The organism is Pseudomonas sp. Tri1, assembly GCF_017968885.1.
Taxonomy (GTDB): domain Bacteria; phylum Pseudomonadota; class Gammaproteobacteria; order Pseudomonadales; family Pseudomonadaceae; genus Aquipseudomonas.
The window spans coordinates 3,597,520-3,621,943 of sequence record NZ_CP072913.1; the positions used below are offsets into that span (position 1 = coordinate 3,597,520).

Genomic DNA, 24,424 nt, shown 5'->3' on the forward strand with positions numbered 1-24,424 from the left:
TTATCCCCCCAGTGGAAACGGATATGACAAAAACAATTCTCGTCGGGTGTGGCGCCGGCTTCGCCAATGATCGCCCGGATGCCGCGTTACGCCTGGCCCAGGACCTGGCGCAGCGGCCCGGCCAGCGCTACATCATGCTTGAGCTATTGGCCGAACGGACGTTGGCCGAGGCGCAGTTGCGCAAGGGACTTGATCCCCTGGCTGGCTACTCCTCTCGCCTGTTCGACTTCCTCGAGCCCATGCTGGAGGTGTGCATCGAGGCTGGTATCCCGATTATCACCAACGGTGGCGCGGCGAACCCCAGGGCCGCGGCGCAACGGCTGCGGCACACACTGGCGGGGCGCTATCCGCAATTGAAAATTGCCTGCGTGCTGGGTGACGACCTGCTGGAAGAAACCCCATCCCGTTACGCCCGATGGCTGGCCCCGGAGCTTGCGAGGGACCAGCCGGTGTCAGTCAACGTCTATACCGGCGCCGATGGCATCACGACAGCGCTAGCTGAAGGCGCCGGCATTGTGCTCTGTGGTCGGGTGGCCGACCCATCGTTGGCGGTAGGCGCGATTCGCCACGGGCTGGGCTGGGCCGCCGACGATTGGCAAAAGATGGCCATCGCGACCGCCGCCGGGCATCTGCTGGAATGCTGCACCCAAGTCACCGGCGGGTATTTTGCCCATCCCGGAATGAAAGAAATCCCCGACCCGGCCAACCTCGGTTGCCCGATTGCCGAGGTCCATCAGGACGGACGCTTGATCATCGGCAAGACCCGCCACAGCGGCGGACGGGTCAGCGAGCAGACGGTCAAGGAGCAATTGCTTTATGAGGTGCACGACCCACGGCGTTACCTGACGCCGGATGTGGTGTTGGATCTGGGCCAGGCCCGTGTCCAGGACCTGGGCGAGGATTGCGTCGAAATCAGCGGTCTGCTCGGCCATCCGCGCCCCGACACGCTCAAAGGCTTGGCTGGGGTGCGCGGGCTTTGGTTTGGCGAGGCGGAGATCTCCTATGCCGGCCCCGGCGCCGTGGCCCGTGCCGCCCTGGCCCGGGAAATCCTGCTGCAGCGTTTCGACCGGCTGGCGCCAGGGATACAGCCGTGGATCGATTTGTCGGGCATCGCCAGCCTGTTCAACGATCACGCTGGCCGCTACCTGCAACAACGCCTGGCCCAGGCACCGGCCCTGGAAGACGTGCGCGTACGGGTCGGTCTGACCCACACTGACCGGTCGTTGGTCGAAACCCTGCTGGCCGAGGTGGAGTCGCTCTACACCAACGGCCCGGCCGGTGGCGGCGGTGTTCGCCGCCACCTCGCCGAAGCGGTCACCACCCGCAGCTTCCTGCTGCCGCGCAGCGAAATCCACACAACCCTGGAGTGGTACTGATGAACCTCGTCACCCTCGCCGACTTCGCCCACGCCCGGGCTGGCGACAAAGGCAACATCCTCAGCATCGCGGTATTTCCCCACGACCCGGCGCACTACTCCTGGTTGCTGCGTGAACTGAGCGGCGAACGGGTCGCCGAACAATTCGCTACGCGGCAACCCTCCAAGGTTCATCGCTACGAACTGCCGAACCTGAACGCATTGAATTTCGTACTCGAAGACGCCTTGGAAGGCGGCGTAAACCTCAGTTGTGGCCTTGATCGCCATGGCAAGAGCCTGAGCTATCTGCTGCTGGCCCTGCGCCTGCCTGGGCCACAAGGCTGATCGACGCGCCGCCGCCGAACCATCGACAACAATAAAAAGAGAGGTTGCTACATGATCACAACCCTGGGTTTCCTGATGATGCTGGCCATCATCGGGCTGATATTGCTGCGCAGGATCAGCCCCGTAGTGGCGTTCACCACCCTGCCCGTCGCCGTGTGCCTGCTGGCCGGTTTCAACCCCGGACAAATCGGCGAATTCATCAAGACCGGCCTGATTACTGTGGCCCCAACGGCAGCGCTGTTCCTGTTTGCCATCCTGTTTTTCGGCATCATGCGCGATCGCGGCTTGTTCGATCCACTGGTCAACCTGCTGATCCGCAGCACCGGCGGCAAGCCGCTGGCAGTGGCATTGGTCACCGTACTGGTGACCTCGGTGGTGCACTTGGACGGCGTCGGTGCCGCCACATTCTTGCTGACCATTCCGGCGCTGTTGCCTTTGTACAAACGCCTGCACATGAGCCCGACCATGCTGCTGTGCCTGGTGGGCACCACGGCCGGGGTGATCAACATGGTGCCTTGGGGTGGCACTACGGCCCGGGCCGCCGCAGTGTCGGGGCTTGATGCCACCGAACTGTGGTTGGGCTTGTTGCCCGTGCAGATGGTGGGCCTGGTCTGCATGCTGCTGGTGGCGACGGTATTGGGCTTGCGTGCCCAGCGTCGCCGGCCGATGTCACTCGGGGCCGCCGCCAGCGTCGACCTGGACGGCCTGGCCACTGAAACCCGCGAGTTCAGCCTCTCGCCCCGTGACCTGCGCTATTGGCTGAACGTGGGCCTGACCGGTGCGATCCTGGCCTGCCTGTTCACCAGCATTTTCCCCCTGTATGCCTGTTTCATGGTGGGGTTGGGGATCGCCTTGCCGTTGAACTTTCCTTCCCTGGATGCCCAGGCCGAGCGTCTCAAGGCGCATGCATCCGACGCGCTGCAAATGGTGCTGGTGATGATGGCCGCTGCGGTGCTGCTCGGCGTGCTGTCCGGAGCGAAGATGTCCGACGGCATGGCCCTGGCATTGATCAACTTCCTACCCGCCGGCTCGGCCCACTACCTGCACATAATCGTCGGTTTCTTCGGCGTTCCCCTAGGCATGATCTTCTCGCCGGATGCCTACTACTTCGCCTTGTTGCCAGTGATCAAGGACGTGGCCGCCGCCGCTGGCGTTCCCCTTGAAGCCGTGGCGCGGGCCATGCTGATCGGCGAAAACACCGGGTTCTCCATCAGTCCGGTGGTGCCCAGTGTCTATCTGGCACTGGCGCTCAGCGGCGTGGAGCTGCGCAAGCACATGGCCTACACCTTTTTCTGGGCCTGGGGCGTGAGCCTGGTGATGCTTGCCTTCGCCGTGGCAAGCGGTGCGGTGCAGGTGTAAGCCGACGCCAACGCCCGCAGTGGATGTCGGTATGCGCCCGAGCGGTTAGTGATGGGAGCAAAAAAAACGCCGCTCAATGAGCGGCGTTCTAGTACCTCACCAGACAGCGTCCGGTTTACAGCGCCATGTCAGCCGCTGGGTTGGCTTCACGGGCAGCAGCCGGTTTAGCCGGTGCCGCAGGGGCGCCTGGCTTGCCGATCGCCGGCGGCGGATCCAGTTGCAGGACCTCGCTGGTGTAAGCCCACTCCTGGGCGACGCGCTCAGGGCTATCGTTGAGCTTGGTGCCGTAGCTCGGCACGATCTGGTGCAGTTTTTCCTGCCAGGCCGGGCTGGCGACCTTGTCCTTGAAGACTTTCTCAAGCACGGTCAGCATGATCGGCGCGGCGGTCGAGGCGCCTGGCGAGGCACCCAGCAGGCCGGCGATGCTGCCGTCCTGGGAAGCGACCACTTCGGTGCCGAGTTTCAGCACGCCGCCCTTCTCTTCGTCACGCTTGATGATCTGCACGCGCTGACCGGCCTGCCACAGGCGCCAGTCTTCCTGCTTGGCTTCCGGGAAGTATTCCTTCAGCGCGTTGAAGCGGTCTTCGTCCGACAGCATCAGCTGACCGGCCAGGTACTCGACCAGCGGGTACTGTTCGATACCAACCTTGGTCATCGGCCACACGTTGTGGGTGGTGGTGCTGGTCAGCAGGTCAAAGTACGAACCGTTCTTCAGGAACTTGGTGGAGAAGGTGGCGAACGGGCCAAACAGGATCACGCGCTTGCCGTCCAGCACACGGGTGTCCAGGTGCGGAACCGACATCGGCGGTGCGCCGACCGAAGCCTTGCCATACGCCTTGGCCAGGTGCAGTTGGGCAACGGTCGGGTTTTCGGTGACCAGGAACGAACCGCCCACCGGGAAACCTGCGTATTCACGGGCTTCCGGGATGTCGGACTTCTGCAGCAGGTGCAAGGCACCGCCGCCAGCGCCGATGAACACGAACTTGGCGTCGGTCTCGGTTTCGGTACCGTCCTTCAGGTTCTTGTACGAAACGCGCCAGGTGCCGTCTTCGTTGCGGGTGATGTCTTCCACTTCGCTGGACAGCTTGAGCGAGAAGTTCGGCTTGGTCTGCAGGTAAGTCGCGAACTGGCGAGTGATTTCGCCGAAATTCACGTCAGTACCCAGGGGACTCCAGGTGGCCGCGACTTTCTGGCTCGGGTCACGCCCTTGCATCATCAGCGGAACCCACTTGCTGATCTGCTCGCGATCTTCGGAGTACTGCATGCCGGCGAACAGCGGGCTGGCCTGGAGGGCTTCGTAACGCTTCTTCAGGAACGCGATGTTCTCGTCGCCCCACAGGAAACTCATGTGCGGCGTGGAGTTGATGAACGAGCGCGGGTTCTTCAGCACACCGTTCTTGACCTGCCAGGACCAGAACTGACGGGAGATCTGGAAAGCCTCGTTGATTTCGATGGCCTTGGAGATATCGACCTTGCCGTTCTTGTCTTCCGGCGTGTAGTTCAGTTCGGCCAGCGCGGAGTGACCGGTACCGGCGTTGTTCCAGCCGTTGGAGCTCTCTTCGGCAACACCGTCCAGGCGCTCGACCATTTCCATGGTCCAGCCCGGCTCCAGCTCATTGAGCCAGACGCCGAGTGTCGAGCTCATGATGCCCCCACCAATGAGCAAGACATCCACTTTTTTTGCCTCGGCGGCGTGCGTGGTCGCAAGACCCATCGCCATCGCCAGGCCCAGCAGCGCCGTGTGTGTTTTCTTCAACATGTGTGTATCCCTAGGATAGAACGCCATTCCACCCCCACTCCTGATAAACGATAGACCATGCCGTGGCCGGCAATGCCAGCCGGCTGGTATCGGGAAGGACTGGAGGATGGACCTACAGGGCCGAGTAATTGTCGGCCGCACATTTATGTCTCTCCGGCGCTGACTTCTTGTAGGTCTTGGCTTCAGTTGGGTGAGGGACACTGCAAAACGGTTGCCATCGGGCGTGCCGAGGCCGTGCCCGATTGTCGCAGCCGGGGGAGTTTACATAAGGAAATAAACAGACCGAAGCGTCTTTTTACATTTCTGGCGAAAACGCCGACCAAACGGCGGCATTTTAATGGCTCTGCCCCCATATTCAGTCGGCCCTGTCGGTCATCAGGCCTTGGCTCAGAAATACTTGAGAATCGCGATGTCACGCCGACGCTGTTTGAGAGCGGCAAACCAACGCGTCGGGAAGAACAGTGCGACGCCCAGCAGCACGCTCGATAACCACACCATGGGCAAATGGTCGAAGCCAAAATAGGCGCCCTGGTTAGTACCCCAAATGGCAACCGCCGTCAGGTACAAGGCCTTGAGTACGTAAAGGTGCAGCAGGTAGAAAAACATCGGGGCGCCACCGTAGATCGCCAACGTCGCAATGGCCCCCCGCCCCTGGGCTTTCTCGAAGAGCGCCAGCAGAATCAAGCCCATCCCCAGGGTTGGCATCAGGAACATCAGCGACGGCGGGTACTTGGTCGCACTCATGAAGCTCATGAAGGTGCGCAGCGCATCGCCGGTCTGTACCCAGGGTTTGTCGCCGTACACGTTCAGATAACGGATGCACACGAAGAGCAGCAGCAAGCCGATGCCGACCTTGAACAGCCGCCCCAGGCGTACAGCGGGCTCCACGTCCTTGCCGAACCACGGGCCGATGGCCCAGCCCAGCAGAATCACGCCGATCCACGGCAGCACCGGATAAGTGGTGCGAGCCCGAGTGAACTCGGTGAGATCGATGAATGCCCGCTGATGAAGAATCGACCACGGTACGAAAAACGGAGAGTCAGGCCCCAGCACCACACCGTCCAACAGATTGTGCCCGGCGACGATGGCTAGCCCGAGAACGATCAGCCAACTGCGCTTGAGGTGCAGCAGCGCGGCCAGGACGATCATGCAGATGCCGATGCACCAGATCACCTGCAGCCACAAGGTCTTGGGCGGAAACTCGGCGTTCCAGGCGAAACACACGAAAGTGAGTTCCAGGAAAACCAGGAACAGACCGCGCTTGAGCAGGAACAACGAGGTCTGGCCGGCAGTGTGTTTCTGGCTGTATAGCCAGGCCGACAAACCGGTGAGGAAGATGAAAACCGGGGCGCAGAGCGTGCTGAGCAGGCGGGTGAAATACAGATCCGGGGTGACACTCAGCGCATCGATCGGATCGCTGACCTGACGGTGCAGCAGGAACGTCTCGCGGACGTGATCAACAAGCATCAGCAGCATGACGAAACCGCGCAGGGCATCGATGGCGAGCATGCGTACATGGGTTTCGGCGGTGCGGGTTGCAAGTACAGGTGCGATGACGCCGGACGGGCTCGTCATGCTTGGAGATAGACTCATGGCATTACTCGGATGGGAGGTCGTAGGTCCATGCAAGGCGAGAAATGAGAATCCCTGCCAAAAGAAAGCGGATAACATAACATGAAATCGTTATCACAAGCAGGCTCGCTTCCACAGGATCTTGCAATGCATGCGATTTCCATGACCTCCCAAAACCCATGTGGAAGCGAGCTTGCTCGCGATGACGTCGGCACAGCCGACATCACCGCAAGCTGACCCACCGCTATCGCGGGCGAGCTCGCTCCCACAGGTTGGGTGTGCTCAGGTGGATGAGTTTCAGGGTCGCTACCCGAGCATCTGGCTCAACACCGCCCGCAACTTGCCAGGCTTGACCGGTTTGTTCAGCAGCGGCGCGCCCAGTTTGCGCAAGGCGCGCCGGCATTGGTCGCTGCGGTCGGCGGTGATGATCACTGCCGGGATCGCTTGATGGAAATGTTCGCGCAGATGCTTGACCACTTCACAGCCCACCACCCCATGATCCAAGTGGAAATCAGCCAGGATCAGTTCCGGCGCGCGGCCTTGCAGCACATCGAGGGCGCCCGCTTCGTCGGTGGCGGTCAAGACGTCGCAGCCCCACTGGCTCAATAGCGCAGCCATGCTCTGCAAAATGCTCAGTTCGTTGTCAATCACCAACAACCGGCGCCCCGGCAGCGGATTGCCGGCCACCGCCTGTACTGGTATCTGTGACACGGGCAACGGTTTTTCAGTAGACAGCGGCACTGCGATACTGAACACCGAGCCACGTCCCGGTCGAGAGCGCACCTGGACCCGGTAGCCGAGGATGTGGGCAATACGCTCGACAATCGCCAGCCCCAGGCCCACGCCTTTGCGATCCGCCGCCCGCCCGACGTCCAGTTGGTTGAACTCCAGGAAGATCGACTCCAGACAATCGGCAGCAATGCCCCTCCCCGTGTCCCAGACTTCCAGGCTCAACTGCCCTCCCCGACGGCGAGCGGCCAGGAGAATGCCGCCCTGGGCGGTGTAGCGACAGGCATTGCTGAGCAGGTTACGTAGGATACGAGTCATCAGTCGCAGGTCGGTCATGATCGCTTCGTCGCCAAACCGCACCCGCAACTCCAACCCTGCCGCGCCGGCCACCGATTGAAACTCCGAGACCAGCGGCGCCAGCAACTCATCCAGCCGATACGGCGCCAGGTCCGGCTTGACCGCGGCCTGGTCCAGCCGGGAAATATCCAGCAGGTCAGTGAGCAAGTCTTCGGCGCCTTCCAAGGCTTGGTGGGTACGCTCCACCAGCACCTGCTCGGAGGTTGGCAGTGAGCGCTCGCGCAAGGTGGCGATCAGCAAGCGTGCGGCGTTGAGCGGTTGCAACAGGTCATGGCTGGCGGCGGCGAGGTATTTGTCCTTGCTGCGGTTGGCGGCCTGGGCAGCGTCCCGGGCGTCGCGCAACTGTTGCTCGACCAACTCCCGCTGGGCGATCTGTTGCTGCAGGTTGTGGTTGGCCTCCAGCAATGCGTCGGTGCGCTCGGCCACCCGTTGCTCCAATTGGTCGTTGAGCTGTTGCAGGTGTTGCCGGGCCAGTTCCAGTTCGTCGAGGCGCGCCGCCAGCTCCGGATAGTGACTCTTGCGCGTCGAGTGATTGCCCAGTCCCAGCAGCCCGGCCAGGGCTTTTTGCTGTTCGTCAGAGGGCTTCGCCATAGACGACCTCGACATCCCGCTGGCTCGACTCCCGAGGGTTGGTGAGGATGCAGGGGTCATGCATCGCGTGCTGTGACAGGAACGGGATATCCGATGTACTCACCCCGTGCAGTCCCAGGGTTTCGTGGAAACCGATGGTGTGCTTGAGGGCAATCAGGTGCTCCACCAACCGGGTACGGATCTGCCGGTGATTGAGGCCCCGGCAATCGATGCCCAGCGTCTCGGCAATCACCTTGAAACGCTCCGGCGCCGAGCTGTAGTTGAACGCCACCACATGCTCCACCAGCACCGCGTTGCACAAACCATGGGGCAGGTCCAGGAAACCACCCAGGCTGTGGGACATCGCATGCACCGCGCCGAGGATCGCGTTGGAGAACGCCAATCCGGCCTGCATGCTGCCCAACATGATCTTTTCCCGCAGGGCCACGTCCGCGGGGTTGGCGATCATTTGCACCAGGTTGCCGTTGATCAGGCGCATGGCTTCCAGCGCATGGGGGTCGGTGAGCGGGCCATGGCCGGTGGACACGAACGCCTCGATGGCGTGCACCAGCGCATCGATGCCGGTACAGGCCGACAGGAACGGGTCCATGCTCAAGGTGGTTTCCGGGTCGATCAACGACACGTCCGGCACCGCCGCCTTGCTGACGATGGAAAACTTCATGCGCTCCTGCTGGTTGGAAATGATCACGAACTGCGACACATCGGCCGAGGTACCGGCCGTGGTGGGAATCAGGATCAGGGGCGGGCTGGGCATGTACAGCATGTCCACGCCCTCGAACTCAAGGATGTTGCGACCATGGGCGACGACGATGCCGATGGCTTTGCCGCAGTCCATGGGGCTGCCGCCGCCGACCGCAACGATGACGTCGCAGTGGTGTTCCCGGTACTGCTCGGCACCGAGCATCACTTCCTCGACCCGGGGATTGGGCGAGACCGCGCTGTAGATACAATAATCAATGGCCTGGGCCTGGAGGCTGGCCTCGACATCGGCCACCCATCCGGCAGCGATCACGCCGGGATCGGTGACGATCAGCACCTTGCGTGCGCCGAACGTCTTGGCGTAATTGCCAACATTGTGCCGGCAACCGGCACCAAACATGATTTCGGGGGAAACGAACTTGCGCAGCGGACTGAGGCTCATCTTTTCAGGTGCGGGGCTCATCGGTAAGCCTGTTCTTATTGTATTGGGATACCCTGAGCCTAAAGCATCCCACCGTGATTGCAATCAGACCAAATGGTGAACCCGGCCTGAAGGCATCAGGCCGGGCCAGCACTCATCGGTTGGCGAAGTACATTGTCACTTCAAAGCCAATACGCAGGTCGGTAAACGCGGGTTTAGTCCACATGGGTCTTTCCTCTTCTTGTACCGGGCAATTCCGGCAAGGTCATTAATGCACGGTGTGCCCAGGGCTCGAATGCTACTTTCGAAGCGGTGGGTGGGGTGCGTTGGTAGCAATGCTGCAATCGCGCAAATCCAGATGTGGCGGCGAGCTTGCTCGCGATAGCGGTCGATCAGTCAACATTAATGCTGAATGTCCTGGCCTCATCGCGAGCAAGCTCGCTCCCACAGGGTGCGGGGCTGTTTCCCAGGGTTAGAAGAACCCCAACGGATTGATGTCATAGCTCACCAGCAGGTTTTTGGTCTGTTGGTAGTGATCGAGCATCATCTTGTGGTTCTCCCGGCCGACGCCGGACTTCTTGTAACCGCCGAACGCGGCGTGGGCCGGGTACAGGTGGTAGCAGTTGGTCCACACGCGACCGGCCTTGATCGCCCGGCCCATGCGGTAGGCGCGGTTGATATCGCGGGTCCAGAGGCCGGCACCGAGGCCGAATTCAGTATCGTTGGCAATCGCCAGGGCTTCGGCTTCGTCCTTGAAGGTGGTCACGCCCACCACCGGGCCGAAGATTTCTTCCTGGAACACGCGCATTTTGTTGTGACCCTTGAGCAGGGTCGGCTGGATGTAGTAACCGCTCGCCAGGTCCCCTTCAAGACGCTCCATCGCGCCACCGGTAATCAGCTCGGCGCCCTCTTCCCGGGCGATCTCCAGGTACGAAAGGATCTTGTCGTACTGCTGCTGCGAAGCCTGGGCGCCCACCATGGTTTCGGTGTCCAGCGGATTGCCGCGCTTGATCTTGGCGATTTTCTTCATGACCTCGGCCATGAACGGCACATAGATCGACTCCTGCACCAGGGCACGGGATGGGCAAGTGCAGACTTCGCCCTGGTTGAAGAACGCCAACACCAGGCCTTCGGCGGCTTTTTCAATGAAGGCCGGTTCGGCCTGCATGATGTCTTCGAAGAAGATGTTCGGCGATTTGCCGCCCAGTTCCACGGTGGATGGAATGATGTTCTCGGCAGCGCATTTCATGATGTGCGAGCCGATCGGTGTCGAGCCGGTAAAGGCAATCTTGGCAATGCGCTTGCTGGTGGCCAGGGCTTCACCGGCTTCGCGACCGAAGCCATGGACGATGTTCAGCACACCGGCCGGCAGCAGGTCAGCGATCAGTTCGACGAAGATCATGATCGACAGCGGTGTTTGCTCCGCGGGCTTGAGCACGATGCAGTTACCGGCAGCCAGGGCCGGGGCGAGTTTCCAGGCGGCCATCAGCAGCGGGAAGTTCCACGGGATGATCTGCCCGACCACGCCCAGCGGTTCGTGGAAGTGATAGGCGGTGGTCAGCTCGTTGATCTCGGCCGCCCCACCCTCTTGGGCGCGGATGCAGCCCGCGAAATAGCGGAAATGGTCAGCCGACAGCGGTACGTCGGCGTTGAGGGTTTCGCGCACGGCCTTGCCGTTGTCCCAGGTCTCGCTGACAGCGAGGATTTCCAAGTTCTGTTCGATACGGTCGGCAATCTTCAGCAACACCAGCGAGCGGTCCTGGGCCGAAGTCTTGCCCCACGCGTCAGCCGCGGCATGGGCGGCATCCAGGGCTTTGTCGATGTCGGCGGCGCTGGAACGGGGGAACTCGGCGATGACCTCGCCGTTGACCGGGGACGTATTGGTGAAGTACTCGCCATTGACCGGTGCGACGAATTCGCCGCCGATGAAATTGCCATAGCGCGGTTTGAAGGTAACGACGGCGCCTGGGGTTCCGGGTTGTGCGTAGATCATAGTGGGCCTCTGCCTGGTCGATGCCTGTCGCGGGACAGGCGATAGGCCGATGGTAGAGAGCCTCGCATGCTGGACGAATGCGTCATTGGCAGGGGGGCTCTCGTTATTTGGTCGTAGGTTTTGTCGCGCCCGGAGGATGAACCGGGGCTTTTTTTGTGGGAGCGAGCTTGCTCGCGATGAGGTCGGCACATCCAGCCTGGAAGGTGACTGATCGACCGCTATCGCGAGCAAGCTCGCTCCCACAGGTTCTACATTTGCCAAGGTTGGCTCAGCGCTTGGCTACGAGCTCTTTTGGCAACTTGAAGGTCCAGAGCATCCCACCCTGGTTGAAGTCCTTCACGCGCTTGGCCACCTCGCCGCCCCACAACGGCACCGCACCGCCCCAGCCAGAGACCACGGAGACGTATTGCTCGCCGTCCATTTCCCAAGTGATGGGCGAACCGAGCACGCCAGAACCGGTCTGGAATTCCCAGACTTTTTCCCCGGTCTTGGCGTTGAAGGCCTGCAAGAAACCTTCAGGCGTGCCGGTGAACACCAAGTTGCCCTTGGTGGTCAGCACGCCGCCCCACAGTGGCGCATAGTTCTTGTGGCGCCAGACTTCCTTACCCGTCTTCGGATCGATGGCCCGCAGCACGCCGATGTAATCCTCGTTCAGCGGCTTGATAGTGAAACCGGCCCCGAGGAACGCGGCGCCTTTCTTGTAGGCGATGCCTTCGTTCCAGATGTCCATGCCCCATTCGTTGGACGGCACGTAGAACAACCCGGTGTCCTGGTTGTAAGCCATCGGCATCCAGTTCTTCGCGCCGAGGAACGCCGGTGCCACGAACACCGAACTGCCCTTGGCTTCGCTACCCGGCGCACCCGGACGGCTGGCCTCGTTGTAGATCGGCCGGCCGTCCTTATCCAAACCACTGGCCCAGGTGATCTTGTCGACAAACGGGAAACCACGGATGAACTTGCCGTTGGTGCGATCGAGTACGTAGAAGAAGCCGTTGCGGTCGGCGGTGGCCGCAGCCTTGATGTCCTTGCCACCTTCCTTGTAGTTGAACGAGATCAGCTCGTTGACGCCGTCATAGTCCCAGCCGTCGTGAGGCGTGCTCTGGAAGTGCCACTTGATGGTGCCGTCGTCCGGGTTCAGGGCCAGGCGCGACGATGAATAGAGGTTGTCACCAGGGCGCAGGTGGGAGTTCCACGGTGCCGGGTTACCGGTGCCGAACAGCAGCAGGTTGGTTTCCGGATCGTAGTAACCGCCCAGCCAAGGTGCCGCGCCGCCGGTTTTCCAGAGATCGCCAGGCCAGGTCTTGCCGGCTTCGCCGCCGGAAATGCCGTTCTCGATGGCCTTGCCGTCCTTGTAGACGTAGCCCATGTGCCCTTCCACGGTTGGGCGGGTCCAGAGCAGTTCACCGTTCTTCGGATCATAGGCACTGATCTGGCCCACCACACCAAACTCGCCACCGGCCACACCGGTGATCAGCTTGCCGTTGATCACCAGCGGCGCGGCGCTGATGGAGTAGCCTTCCTTGTGGTCGGCGACCTTCTTGCTCCAGACCACTTTGCCGGTGTCCTTGTTCAGGGCCACCAGCTTGGCGTCGAGGGTGCCGAAGAACACCAGGTCGCCATACAGCGCCACGCCCCGGTTGATCACGTCGCAGCAAGGGCGGATGTCATCCGGCAGGCGCGCATCGTACTGCCAAAGCTTCTTGCCGGTGCGCGCATCCACCGCGAATACTCGCGAATAGGAACCGGTGAGGTACATCACCCCGTCTTTGATCATCGGCTGGGCCTGCTGGCCGCGCTGCTTTTCACCGCCGAAGGAGAACGCCCAGACCGGGCGCAGGTCCTTGACGTTATCGACATTGAGGGTATCGAGCGGACTGTAGCGTTGGCCCTGGACACCCAGACCGTTAGTCACGATCTGTTGCGGGTTCTTCGGGTCCTGGAGAATTTCCTGATCGGTCACGGCTGCAAGGGCCGAACCGGACAGCAGCATGGCACTGAGCAGCAGGCTCACGGCGAAGGGTTGGCGACGTGCGGGATGACTCATGACGGCTACCTCTGCGGTTATTGTTATACCCGGGAATTTTTCCCGGTCTGCCACAGATTCTTGGGCCCGGAGCCGCCGGCAACAATTGCCCGCTGTGTTGAGTTTTCTAGTTCCTTGGTACATGTCAAAGGCGGCTTGGTCGGCCTACACAACGCCCCGTGGCGAGGGAGTGAGCAACTGCCTCTCTTATTTGAGCACCCTGACGCTTGTGCGGCGGTCTCGCCGGTAAAAAACCACAACTCCTTGGGCATCCAATGTAGTCTGCTTAAGGTCTTTCTATCTACCGCGCAAGTACTTCGCGAGTTCGGTTGCGCTCCTTCACCAATTTAGCAACCTCTTGAAATGTGGCTGATTGCAGTCTAGCTCGATACGGATTCAACTATTTCCGGGGGCGATATTATTGAGGCAAATAAGTCAAGTATTTGTCGCGAATTCGATCTTGCTCTGCAACCAACTTAGAAACCTCCTCTAATGAAAATAATCGCAACCTAAGTTTATACGAGGCAACTATTTCCTTGTTGAATTTGAGAGTTTTGCTTTCCAGAGCACCCGCAAGATGCATACCCTCATCCGACACCACTCCCTCCAAATATTTAAAGACATCATAGTAGTTAGCTTGATCGATGGTCGCTTGGCGCTGCATGAGGTCTAAATAAGGTTTTGGAAATTTGTCTGTCAATGAAGAAAACGGATGCGTTTCAGGGCGCGCTACCTTATAAGCAAGGTTATCAAGTCGGATTCCGGTTTTTGGCGTGGTGGTGTTTTGGATGTCGCCCCCCGCGTCCAATACATTCTTATCTGCTGTGAAGATCTGCCTCTGAGCATCGAGTTTAATCTTCTCAATCTTTTCACCTAAAGCATTAATCCTTTTTAACGCACGGAATCCGTCAGAACTGGCGACCCCTCCCTTTGTCCAAAGACTTTGACCTACGTAAGTTTTTTTCAAGCCTAACAATGCCTGTGGAGTGTTCCCCGTAGGATCTCTTCTATTAATCGGGTCACCCAAGCAGTATGTATACCCATTTAGCCCACCTTCCCCAAACGGACTAAAACTGTCTGAACTGTTAAATCGCATCAACACCGGGCTGAACGCCCGACGCCCATTACCCAATAAATAATGCCCGGTCACCGGGTCCGCTCGCTCACCGTTGAATCCCAGTAAACTGGCTATACCGCGATCAATGGGACGATGGCCGTAAGGTGAATAGGCGATGGATTGTCGCTGGCTGTTCTCACCGAGCGTGTGCAACACCGACCGCTGGCAATCGGTTATCAGCAACGTAGCGTCAAACTTATCGCCGTGACGCTGTTGCGCGAGTAGCTGGTCATCGTGTTGGAATATTGAATTTTTTATCGTGCCTTGAATCTCTGTGGCCAGACGTTTTTTACAGTAGAAACGCTGAAATTCAGGCTCATCCAGCAGCGTACAGCCGATCAATCGGTCGAGCGGGTCGTAATGGTATCGACAGAGTAGCGGTTCGTGTTGGGGAGACATGAGATGACACCCTCGTAAGTTTTAACGTGCAATTGAAGGGTATTCGGTAACTGCATCAGGCGACCACTAACAGAACTGTTAGGTGAGCGAATTGGAACACCGCGCTTTTGGATGCTTCAGGCAGTTGCGCAGCCCAGCGGGAGCAAGCTCCCTCGCCACGGGACAGCTTGAATCATTCGGGTTTGGTGTCCACCCGCTTCATCCCCGCTCGCTCATAGCGCGGATAGAGATGACTGACACTGCGAATCAGCTCATACCGACTCAGGCTGATCCCGGCAAAGCGCTCTGGAATGGGGCTGCGGATCATCTCGGCCATGTCATCGCCACGGGCGGCGCCGTCGCGCATCAACTGGTCGAGCCAACCCAGGTAATCGCGCATCTGCGCAAAGGGCCGGGGGTCAGTCGCAAGCGGGCCGTGGCCGGGGACAATCTGCTTCCAGGGCAAGGCCTGCAGGGTGTCGAGGTCTTTGAGCCATACCTCGAGGCCCGGACTGTTGGGGGTGGTCAGGGCTCGCTCATAGAACACCAGGTCCCCGGCGAACAGCACGCCTGTGGTTTCATCGAGAATCGCCAGATCGGCACCCGTGTGCCCGGCCAGTTGCAGCAGACGCAGCGAATGATTGCCCACCTTCAGCGTCCCGGGCTCCAGCACCTGGGTCGGCAGCACCACCTCGGTGCCGCGCATCCAGTCGCCGACCAGCCGATACATGTTTTCCGCCAATGCATCGCCCTGCTGCCGCAGCAAGTCGGTGGTGTCCGCCAGCGCGCCGATGGGCACATCACTGAAGGCCTGGTTGCCCAGTACGTGGTCAGGGTGGTGATGGGTCAACAGGACCTGGATCACCGGTTTATCCGTGGTCGCTGCGATAGCCTGGCGTAGCGCCTCGCCATAGCGCTTCGAAGGCCCAGTGTCGATCACCACCACGCCGGCGTCAGTCACGATGAACGCGGTATTGACGATGTTGCCGCCATTGGACTTGGCAAAATTCTCGGTGCTGCCTTCCAGCAGCCAGGTGCCCTCGGCGATCTGCCGGGGCTTGAGTGAATAGTCTGTCCCGGCCCACGTCGGCCAGCACAGGCTCACGAACATCAGCATCAACCAGCGCATGGCGCGCTCCTTGTGGTCAGGGGATCGCCGCCTCGAACGTGTTGCCGCTGTTGTCGCGCAGCAACAGGCGGGTCTGCCCGGGGCCTTGTATGTCGAAGCCCAGGTTGGGGTTTTCGCTGACCGCCGGAAACAGCTCCAAGTGCGCCAGCACCTTGCCGTCGGCATCCAGTAACTGGGCCTGATTGAGGAAAAATTCCGGGATACCGCTCACCAGGCCGTTATCCATCGGATGGGCCACCTGCAAGCGCAGGCGACTCGTGTCGCCCCGGGGATAACGGGCGCCGATTACCTCACCCAAGTGCTCCTCCCACCCCGGCTGGGTGCGCACCACACTCGGCGCGGTACAGCCACCACCGGCCGCGTCGATCAACGTCGAGCCGACGTGCCACAGGCCGTCGCGGGTTTGCACGGCGGCTCGCAACGGCGTGGCTTGCTCGATCCGGATGCGGATCGACAACCAAGGCAACACACGATCCCCCGGCCTGAAATCAACGATTTTCGGCAACGGGTTCAGTTCGGCCCAGGCCAGCACCCGCACCACATCACCGGCGAAGGCCCGGGCGTCGATCTCCAGCGGGACCTGGCGCGCATCCTCGGCAAAAGGCGGCGCCAGCAACCGCACCCGATCGTCGAACACGAACGGCGCGTCGCCCAGCAGTTGCTTGTGGTAGAAGGCCCACATCACCGAAGGCACCGGATCCTTGCCCGGCTCGATCGCCGCCAGCGCGATCATGGGCAGACCGCACCACAGCAGGCACCACATGGCCCATTTCATCCCTGCGCTCCTATTGATACATCTCGGGCACGTCGTAACGCAGGCCGTAATGGGCATAGACCGTCTTGACGCTACCGTCGCGGATCAAGCCTTCCAGCGCCTCTTCCACCGCATAGGCCAACTGACGGTTGCTTTCGTGCACCGCCATGCCGATTTCCCAGCGTTGCTTGCCCATGTTCGGGTAGGCATTTTCCGCCAGCGCCAATTGTGGATCAGCGGCCTCGTGCACCTGCCAGTCGATTTCCCCACGCATGGCCATGACCGCGTCGACTTCCCCCGCCTGCATCGCGTTGAAAGCCTGGCTGACACCGGGGTAATGGTGGGTCTTGGCACTGAGCATGCCGTTGAACACAGACGTCAGGTAGAACGATGGAACGCTGTCGACTTCAACACCGATGGGGTGTTGCTGGAACACCGCGACGCTGCCCACCGAATCCAACCGCCGTCGGTCATACGCCACCTGCCAGCACTCCTGCTGATAAGGCCCGAACATCACCACCTGGGCGTTTGCCAGTTCGCCGATGTCGTTGCGCTTTTGCACGTAGTCGTGATCGTAGGGCACGCGCATCATCAAGTCGGCCAATTGCCGGTCGTGCAACGGACTGCTGCGCCAGATGTAATCGCGCAGGTCGTCATCGAGTTTTTCGCCCGGCGGTGCCCAGATCAATTGCAAGCGCACGCCAAGCGCTTTGGCCAAGGCTTGGGCCAGTTCCACGTCCACGCCCCTGGGTTGGCCGTGGTCTTCGAAGCTGTAGGGCGCGAAATCCTTGTAGACCGCGACCTTCAACTCGCCGGCGGCAATCATCTGGTCGTAGCTGCGCACCTGCGCCTGCACCGCCTGGCCACACAAGAGCAAGCTGCACATCACCCACGCGAACAGGCGCATGGCGATCACTCCTCGACGTGCACGCTGTCGAGATAGGTGCGCACCGCCCACAAAGCTTCTTGGCTCAAGTAATCGGCCATTTTCGGCATGTAGACCCGGCCGTCGCGCACTGCGCCATGGCGCACGCGCTCGACAAACCACTCATCGCCGGCTTCAGCAGCGTCGAGCATGCGCAGGTCCGGAGCGATGCCGCCCGACTTGGCCTCCAGGCCATGGCAGGCCGCGCAGTTCTGGTTGTAGGCCGATGAGCCGATTTCCAGCGCCCGATCACGCTCGGACGAAGTGCGATAAGGGTTCACCGTGGCCCAGCCGTCACCGTCCAGTGCGACACCGGTGTCCTTGATTGGGGTCAGTCCCTTGGTTTCCACTGCCTGGGGCACTACGTTGCCATGGGCACACACGGAGCCTGCGCCGGCCAGCCCCATCAGCAGTGCGGTAGCGATGATGGCGTTGCGTTTTGTTGTCATTGTTATGCCCTCTCAGATTGCACGCAAGACCTCTGTGAAGAAGCCGTGCCGTCATCTTAGGAACCCCCTGCCGCCAGCCGAATGCTGCTTTGGTGGCCGCGTTCTACTCCCTTGGTAGCGGGTCATCCGGCGCGAGTCGCAAAGACAGGCGGCTCGGGAAGTCTTCCCGGCGAGGGCGGGACTTTTTCCGTATCCCGAGGCGCTCGGTGCGACTCACCCTAGTCAGGCCAAAACCTTTCACTGGGAACTGCCACCATGAGAATAAAAACGCTACCCGCCCTCTCCTCCCTGACCGTTGCCTTGCTGTTGGCCGGCAGTCTGTCGTCGAGTCCCTCGGCGAGTGCTGCCGTCACTTGGGAAGACATCGCCAACGACCACCTGAGCACCAAGGACGTGCTGCAATACGGCATGGGCACCAACGCCCAGCGCTGGAGCCCGCTGGCCCAGGTCAACGACAAGAACGTGTTCAAGCTCACACCGGCCTGGTCCTACTCGTTCGGCGACGAGAAGCAGCGCGGCCAGGAATCCCAGGCCATCGTCAGCGACGGTGTGGTGTATGTCACCGGCTCATACTCACGGGTGTTCGCCCTCGACGCCAAGACGGGCAAGCGCCTCTGGACCTACAACCACCGCCTGCCGGACAACATTCGTCCATGCTGCGACGTGGTCAACCGTGGCGCGGCCATCTACGGTGACAAGATCTATTTCGGCACCCTGGACGCGCGGGTGGTCGCCCTGGATAAAAACACCGGCAAGGTGGTGTGGAACAAGAAGTTCGGCGACCACGCCGGCGGCTACACCATGACCGGCGCTCCGGTGCTGATCAAGGACAAGACCAGCGGCAAGGTGCTGTTGATCCACGGCAGTTCCGGCGACGAGTTCGGGGTGGTCGGCCAGTTGTTCGCCCGTGACCCGGAAACCGGTGAGGAAGTCTGGATGCGCCCCTTCGTCGAAGGCCACATGGGTCGCCTCAACGGCAAGGACAGCACGCCGACCGGCGACGTCAAGGCGCCGTCCTGGCCTGACGATAAAACCAGCGAAACCGGCAAGGTCGAAGCCTGGAGCCACGGCGGCGGCGCGCCTTGGCAGAGCGCCAGTTTCGACCCCGAGACCAACACCATCATCGTCGGCGCCGGCAACCCCGGCCCTTGGAACACCTGGGCACGTACGGCCAAGGACGGCAACCCCCACGATTACGACAGCCTCTACACCTCCGGCCAGGTCGGCGTTGACCCCAGTACCGGCGAAGTGAAGTGGTTCTACCAACACACGCCCAACGATGCCTGGGACTTCTCTGGCAACAATGAGCTGGTGCTGTTCGACTACAAGGACAAGGACGGCAAAGTGGTCAAGGCCACCGCCCACGCAGACCGCAACGGTTTCTTCTATGTCGTGGACCGCAACAACGGCAAGCTGCAGAACGCCTTCCCCTTCGTCGATAACATCACCTGGGCCAGCCATATCGACCTCAAGACCGGTCGCCCGGTGGAAAACCCCGGCCAGCGTCCGGCCAAGCCATTACCGGGGGAAACCAAGGGCAAACCGGTGGAAGTCTCACCACCGTTTCTCGGCGGCAAGAACTGGAACCCCATGGCCTACAGCCAGGACACCGGGCTGTTCTACGTCCCCGGCAACCAGTGGAAAGAGGAATACTGGACCGAAGAAGTGAACTACAAGAAAGGCTCGGCCTACCTGGGCATGGGCTTTCGTATCAAGCGCATGTACGACGATCACGTCGGCAGCCTGCGGGCGATGAACCCCACCACCGGCAAAGTGGTGTGGGAGCACAAGGAGCCGCTGCCGCTGTGGGCCGGCGTGCTGGCGACCAAGGGCAACCTGGTGTTCACCGGTACCGGTGACGGTTTCTTCAAGGCCTTCGATGCCAAGACCGGCCAGGAACTGTGGAAATTCCAGACCGGCAGCGGCATCGTCTCCCCGCCCATCACCTGGGAGCAGGATGGCGAGCAGTACATCGGCGTGACCGTGGGCTATGGCGGTGCTGTGCCGTTGTGGGGCGGCGACATGGCCGAACTGACCAAGCCCGTGGCCCAGGGCGGTTCGTTCTGGGTGTTCAAGATTCCGAGTTGGGATAAGGCAACGGCGCAGAAATAGCCTCTGAGCCCAAACACAACCCCCTGTGGGAGCGAGCTTGCTCGCGATAGCGCACTGTCAGCCAACATCACTGCCAACTGAACCGACGCAATCGCGAGCAAGCTCGCTCCCACATTAGCTGCCCGAGTGTCTTGCCATGAACTATCTGCCGCTTGTATTGCTCATGATCATCGCCCACGCCAATGCCGACGACGTTGACACCCCGCTCACTATCAACGGCTGCATCATCGCCGAATCCAGCCAATGCCCCGGCGCCGACCTGCGCGGCGCCCGGTTGGCCAACCAGGACCTGCGCAAGATGAACCTCAGCGGTGCCGACCTGCGCGGTGCCGACTTGCGTCACGCACGGCTGGACCTGGCCAATCTGGAAAAAGCCCGCCTGCAAGGCGCCAACCTGACCCGTGCCAGCCTGCAACAGAGCAACCTGCGCTTGGCAGACTTCAGTGGCGCCACGCTCAAGGCGATCCAGGGTTGGGGTTTGTTCGCCCAGGGTGCGCAGTTCCAGCGGGCCGACCTGAGCGCTGCTTACCTTCAGTTCGCCCGTCTGTCCGGCGCTCGTTTGCACAATGCCAACCTGCAGGCCGCCGACCTGGAAATGGCCTGGCTGAGCAAGGCCGACCTCAAGGGCGCCGATCTGCGCGACGCCAACCTGCAGGAGGTCAAGCTCGGCGAAAGCAACCTGGAACAGGCCAACCTGAGTGGCTCACGCCAGCACTATGGGAACTTCCAGGATGCAAATATGCAGGGCTGTACGGGGTGCCCGGTGTCCTGGGATCAATAACCCATCCAAAGACCTACACAGCCCCTCTGTGGCGAGGGCACTTGCTCCCTTTCAAGTAAGGGGTTCACCCCGCCACCCGCACCACCCCCATATCAATCCCCAAATGCACCAGCTCGGCATGGGAGCTGACCTGCAACTTGCTCTTGAGCAGGGTCAGGTGGTTGGACACGGTCTTGGCGCTGATGCACAGCTGTTCGGCGATGGTGCGGGCCGGGGTACCCTTGGCGAGCATGACGAAGATCTCCAGCTCGCGCTGGGTCATGCATTGCAAGCGCGGGTCGGTATCGTGTCGGGAGCTGGCGCAGGCCAGTTGCGTGGCCAGGGATTGCTCGATGTAGACATGCCCGGCCAACACTCGCCGCACCGCTTCCACCAGCACCTGGGGCGCCGAGTTCTTGGTCAGGTAACCCGCGGCACCGGCATCCAGCGCCTGGCGCACCAACGGCAGTTCATCGTGCATGCTGAAGAACAACACCCGCAGTTGCGGCAAGCGCTGGCGCAAGCGCCGGGTGGTTTCCAAGCCACTGATACCGGGCAGGCCGAAGTCCATGATCACCAGGTGCGGCACCTGTTCCTGGACCTGGCTCAACGCCTCTTCCCCTGTGGTCGCTTCCCGCACCTGCAAGTCCGGCATCAATGCCCGCAAAAGGCTGGCATAGCCCTGCCGAACCACTGCATGGTCGTCCACCAACAAGATGTTCATCACGCCTCCATAGGTATATTCAAGGCCAGCGCCCAACCGACGCCCGGCTGGCTGATGACGCGCAGTTCGCCGCCCAGGCTGCGGGCCCGTTCGGCCATCGAGTGCAGGCCAACGCCTGCAAGCGCGGGTTGCGCCGCGCCACGGCCGTTGTCACGCACCAGCAAGCGCAGGCGCCCGGCACGGTGTTGCAAACGGATCCGCACCTCGCTGGCGCCGGCATGTCGGGCAACGTTAGTCAGCGCTTCCTGCAACAAGCGATACAGATGGGTCTTGTCCGGCCCGGACAAGGGCGGCAGGACCTGATCGATGCGCAACTGACACGCGATGCCCTGGGACTGCTGCCACTGCCCGGCCAACAGTCCGATGGCCTCGCACAACGGCAGGTGTTGCAACACCACCGGGTACAGGTCATGCACCAGTGTCCGGAACCCCTGGTGCAAATGTTCGCAATGATCTTCGAGCTGGCTGATGGTCTGTTCCAGCGCCGGTGGCTGGTCAATCAGCAACCGCAGCAGACAGGCCCGAGCGCGAATGCCGGCCACGTATTGGCCCAGGTCGTCGTGCAGGGTCTGGGCCAGAAGGGTTCGCTCCTGCTCCTGCACGGCCAGCAACGCCTGGGTCAGCCGGGTGTTATCCGCCTGAGACTGGGCCAGGGCGGTGGTCATCCGGTTGAAATGCCCCGCCAACTGCTGTGCCTCCGGCACGCCTTCAGTTGGCAAATGCACCTGAAGGTTCCCGGCGGACACCTGGCGCAGCGCATGCAGCAACTCATCCAGCAACCGCATGCCTCGGCGTACAGCCCAACGAATCACCAGCAAACTGAGCACCAGCGCCAAGCCACAGACGCCCAGCAACTGCACCAAAGAATCGAGGATTTCCTCGATTTCGTCGCGAGGATCGACCGCAATCCAGGCCCGCCGACCGTCAGGCAGGTCCACCACCTGAGCCGCGGGACCGTCATCCAGCAATCGCCGGCCGAGCCAGGCCTTCACCCCACTTTCGACATCCGCCGGGAACAGCTCGCCCGGCGCCAACCACCGCACGCGCACGTGACGCAGGCTGGCGGTCAGTCGTGGCTGGAGACTGGCCGGATCGCGCTCGGCGGTTTCGCGCAGGTAATGCACCACCGACTCGGCCGATTGCAGCTCTCGTTTCACATCGGTCGTGGCTTGGTGCAACAACAGGACGGCACAAGCCAGGGTGACCAGGGCGAAAAAGGCGGAAACCCAGAGATTGATGCGCCAGAGGGCTGACATGGTTAGCGGCCCATTGCCGGGATGAACTCACATCCGCGCCGGACACAAATCCCTTGTGGGAGCGAGCCTACTCGCGATAACGGCGGTTCAGTCGACAATAATGTTGGATGTGAGGCCGCTATCGCGAGCAGGCTCGCTCCCACCGGGGTTACGGGGTGGCCGCAGTTTTTATGTCCATTGCACCCGATTTTTTTACCCGCCAGCCGGTCAACGCCAACCAGGCTCAGGATCAGCAGAAACGGCAGCAGCAGCGCTTTGAGAATCCGCATGGTCTGTCCCTCCTGGTCAATGACAATGCCTTGCATGCTAAAACCCCGGCCGCCAAGGCGAGTTACTACCTTGGTACTGCCCCGGCGGTACTTTCTACATATTTCCCCAGGCCCCCTGGCTTCCTATGCTGGCGCTACCCGCAATGGAGGATGTCATGCGCCGGCTCGTCAGTTACGCCTTGGTTTCTCTGCTGGCAGCGGCAACCGCTCACGCTGGCGATGCCACACCGCTGCAAGTGCGCATCGGCTACCTGGGTTATCGCCCCGACTCCGGCCCGCTGCTGTCCAACGTCATTGCCGAACCGGTCGACGCCGGGCTGCGCGGGGCTGAGCTGGCGATCATCGACAGCAACAGCACCGGGCGCTTTCTCAAACACGACTACCGCCTGGAAAGCGCCAACGTCGATAGCCCCGAAGCACTGCTCCAGGCCGCCCGCGCCCAACACGACCAAGGCCTGCGGCTGTTCGTGGTCAACGCCCCGGCCGCGAGCCTGCGCCAGCTCAGCGCCGCCCTGCCCGACAGCCTGCTGTTCAACGCCGGTAGCCCCGACGACAGCCTGCGCACCACCGACTGCCTGGGCAACGTGCTGCACAGCCTGCCCGACCGAGCCATGCTCGCCGATGCCCTGGTGCAGTTCAGCGTGGTGCGCAAGTGGCAGCGGGCCTTGCTGATCGTCGGCCAGACAGCCGAGGACCAGGCCTATGCCGCCGCATTGCGCCGGGCCATGAAACGCTTCGGCATGAGGATCGTCGCCGAGAAGGCCTGGCAGTTCGACAACGACCAACGCCGCAGCGCCCAGGCCGACATGCCGCTGTTCACCCAGACCGCCGAATACGACGTGGTGCTGGTGGCCGATGAGCGCGGCGACTTCGGCGAGTACGTGCCCTATCAAACCTGGTACCCGCGCCCAGTGGCGGGCACCCAAGGGCTGACCCCCACCGGTTGGCACAAGACCGTGGAAACCTATGGTGCGGCGCAGTTGCAAAAGCGCTTCGAAACCCTGGCCGGGCGCTGGATGAATGACCGTGACTTCGCCGCCTGGATCGCCGTGCGCAGCATCGCCAGCGCCGTGGGCAAACTGCGCCAGGCCGAGCCGCTCGCCATCCGCCAACTGGCCCTCAGCGACCAGTTGCCGCTGGATGGGTTCAAGGGCCGCAAGCTCAGCTACCGACCGTGGAACGGCCAACTGCGCCAACCGATTCCCCTGGTCCAGCCGCGGGCGTTGGTCAGCACCTCGCCCCAGGAGGGTTTTCTACACCCCACCAATGAAATGGACAGCCTGGGCTACGACCAGCCCGAAGTGAGCTGCCGTTACCCCTGATCGATAACAACAATAAGGAAAACCGCC

Annotated in this window: 21 protein-coding genes; 6 read left to right on the forward strand and 15 right to left on the reverse strand. The window is 61.5% G+C overall.

Features of this window, described 5'->3' with window-relative positions:
• The first annotated feature begins 23 nt into the window (after positions 1-23).
• Genes J9870_RS15260 through J9870_RS15270 form a run of 3 tightly spaced genes read left to right on the forward strand, consistent with a single transcriptional unit; the run spans position 24 to position 3,058 of the window.
• Entirely contained in the window at positions 24-1,376 is a 1,353-nt protein-coding gene (locus tag J9870_RS15260; RefSeq protein WP_210638847.1) for an acyclic terpene utilization AtuA family protein, read from the forward strand.
• Positions 1,376-1,699: a hypothetical protein gene (locus J9870_RS15265; protein ID WP_210638848.1), complete on the forward strand. Its 324-nt coding sequence runs from the start codon at positions 1,376-1,378 to the stop codon at positions 1,697-1,699. Before J9870_RS15260 ends, J9870_RS15265 begins: the two co-directional genes overlap by 1 nt.
• Before the next feature lie 51 nt (positions 1,700-1,750).
• On the forward strand, positions 1,751-3,058 hold the full coding sequence (locus J9870_RS15270; RefSeq protein ID WP_210638849.1) for a citrate:proton symporter: 1,308 nt from the start codon (positions 1,751-1,753) through the stop codon (positions 3,056-3,058).
• A 115-nt stretch (positions 3,059-3,173) separates the two neighbouring features.
• Here J9870_RS15270 and mqo read toward each other — a convergent pair whose 3' ends face one another.
• The 12 genes from mqo to pedF all read right to left on the reverse strand — a co-directional run bounded on the left by mqo (position 3,174) and on the right by pedF (position 17,954).
• Positions 3,174-4,817: a malate dehydrogenase (quinone) gene (gene mqo, locus J9870_RS15275; RefSeq protein WP_210638850.1), complete on the reverse strand. Its 1,644-nt coding sequence runs from the start codon at positions 4,815-4,817 to the stop codon at positions 3,174-3,176.
• A 387-nt stretch (positions 4,818-5,204) separates the two neighbouring features.
• Positions 5,205-6,410: a heparan-alpha-glucosaminide N-acetyltransferase domain-containing protein gene (locus J9870_RS15280; protein WP_210638851.1), complete on the reverse strand. Its 1,206-nt coding sequence runs from the start codon at positions 6,408-6,410 to the stop codon at positions 5,205-5,207.
• A 285-nt stretch (positions 6,411-6,695) separates the two neighbouring features.
• Entirely contained in the window at positions 6,696-8,066 is a 1,371-nt protein-coding gene (locus J9870_RS15285; RefSeq protein ID WP_210638852.1) for a hybrid sensor histidine kinase/response regulator, read from the reverse strand.
• Entirely contained in the window at positions 8,050-9,207 is a 1,158-nt protein-coding gene (ercA, locus tag J9870_RS15290; RefSeq protein WP_210645295.1) for an alcohol dehydrogenase-like regulatory protein ErcA, read from the reverse strand. The genes J9870_RS15285 and ercA overlap by 17 nt, the downstream gene beginning before the upstream one ends.
• Positions 9,208-9,340: 133 nt before the next feature.
• Positions 9,341-9,412 carry a pyrroloquinoline quinone precursor peptide PqqA gene (gene pqqA, locus J9870_RS15295; RefSeq protein WP_003253598.1) on the reverse strand — a complete coding sequence of 24 codons (72 nt, stop codon included), beginning with the start codon at positions 9,410-9,412 and terminating at the stop codon, positions 9,341-9,343.
• A 246-nt stretch (positions 9,413-9,658) separates the two neighbouring features.
• Complete coding sequence (locus tag J9870_RS15300; protein WP_210638853.1) at positions 9,659-11,179, reverse strand: aldehyde dehydrogenase family protein; 1,521 nt, start codon at positions 11,177-11,179, stop codon at positions 9,659-9,661.
• 268 nt (positions 11,180-11,447) lie between these two features.
• Complete coding sequence (locus J9870_RS15305) at positions 11,448-13,223, reverse strand: PQQ-dependent methanol/ethanol family dehydrogenase (RefSeq protein ID WP_210638854.1); 1,776 nt, start codon at positions 13,221-13,223, stop codon at positions 11,448-11,450.
• Positions 13,224-13,620: 397 nt separating this feature from the next.
• A complete protein-coding gene (locus tag J9870_RS15310; protein ID WP_210638855.1) occupies positions 13,621-14,718 on the reverse strand; it encodes an RHS repeat-associated core domain-containing protein in 1,098 nt (365 codons plus the stop codon).
• Between the two features lie 172 nt (positions 14,719-14,890).
• Entirely contained in the window at positions 14,891-15,826 is a 936-nt protein-coding gene (locus tag J9870_RS15315; protein ID WP_210638856.1) for a quinoprotein relay system zinc metallohydrolase 1, read from the reverse strand.
• A 16-nt stretch (positions 15,827-15,842) separates the two neighbouring features.
• Positions 15,843-16,601: a quinoprotein dehydrogenase-associated SoxYZ-like carrier gene (locus J9870_RS15320; protein WP_210638857.1), complete on the reverse strand. Its 759-nt coding sequence runs from the start codon at positions 16,599-16,601 to the stop codon at positions 15,843-15,845.
• A 10-nt stretch (positions 16,602-16,611) separates the two neighbouring features.
• Positions 16,612-17,487 (reverse strand): transporter substrate-binding domain-containing protein, encoded by an 876-nt coding sequence (locus J9870_RS15325; RefSeq protein WP_210638858.1) that lies wholly within the window; start codon positions 17,485-17,487, stop codon positions 16,612-16,614.
• Between the two features lie 5 nt (positions 17,488-17,492).
• Positions 17,493-17,954, reverse strand: coding sequence for a cytochrome c-550 PedF (pedF, locus tag J9870_RS15330; protein WP_210638859.1), 462 nt, complete (start codon positions 17,952-17,954; stop codon positions 17,493-17,495).
• 255 nt (positions 17,955-18,209) lie between these two features.
• On the opposite strand from pedF, the gene exaA reads away from it, so the two are divergent.
• Positions 18,210-20,066 carry a quinoprotein ethanol dehydrogenase gene (exaA, locus tag J9870_RS15335; RefSeq protein ID WP_210638860.1) on the forward strand — a complete coding sequence of 619 codons (1,857 nt, stop codon included), beginning with the start codon at positions 18,210-18,212 and terminating at the stop codon, positions 20,064-20,066.
• Positions 20,067-20,202: 136 nt separating this feature from the next.
• The gene (locus J9870_RS15340) at positions 20,203-20,847 is read left to right on the forward strand and encodes a pentapeptide repeat-containing protein (protein ID WP_210638861.1); all 645 of its coding nucleotides are present in this window, start codon (positions 20,203-20,205) and stop codon (positions 20,845-20,847) included.
• A 64-nt stretch (positions 20,848-20,911) separates the two neighbouring features.
• Here J9870_RS15340 and J9870_RS15345 read toward each other — a convergent pair whose 3' ends face one another.
• From J9870_RS15345 to J9870_RS15355, 3 genes are read right to left on the reverse strand one after another with little or no spacing between them, the layout of a single operon-like run.
• Positions 20,912-21,550 carry a response regulator transcription factor gene (locus tag J9870_RS15345; protein WP_210638862.1) on the reverse strand — a complete coding sequence of 213 codons (639 nt, stop codon included), beginning with the start codon at positions 21,548-21,550 and terminating at the stop codon, positions 20,912-20,914.
• A complete protein-coding gene (locus J9870_RS15350) occupies positions 21,550-22,806 on the reverse strand; it encodes an ATP-binding protein (RefSeq protein WP_210638863.1) in 1,257 nt (418 codons plus the stop codon). Before J9870_RS15350 ends, J9870_RS15345 begins: the two co-directional genes overlap by 1 nt.
• 2 nt (positions 22,807-22,808) lie before the next feature.
• Positions 22,809-23,075, reverse strand: coding sequence for a hypothetical protein (locus tag J9870_RS15355; protein ID WP_210645472.1), 267 nt, complete (start codon positions 23,073-23,075; stop codon positions 22,809-22,811).
• Between the two features lie 155 nt (positions 23,076-23,230).
• Here J9870_RS15355 and J9870_RS15360 point away from each other — a divergent pair, with 155 nt between their 5' ends.
• On the forward strand, positions 23,231-24,397 hold the full coding sequence (locus tag J9870_RS15360; protein WP_210638864.1) for an ABC transporter substrate-binding protein: 1,167 nt from the start codon (positions 23,231-23,233) through the stop codon (positions 24,395-24,397).
• Positions 24,398-24,424: the final 27 nt, after the last annotated feature.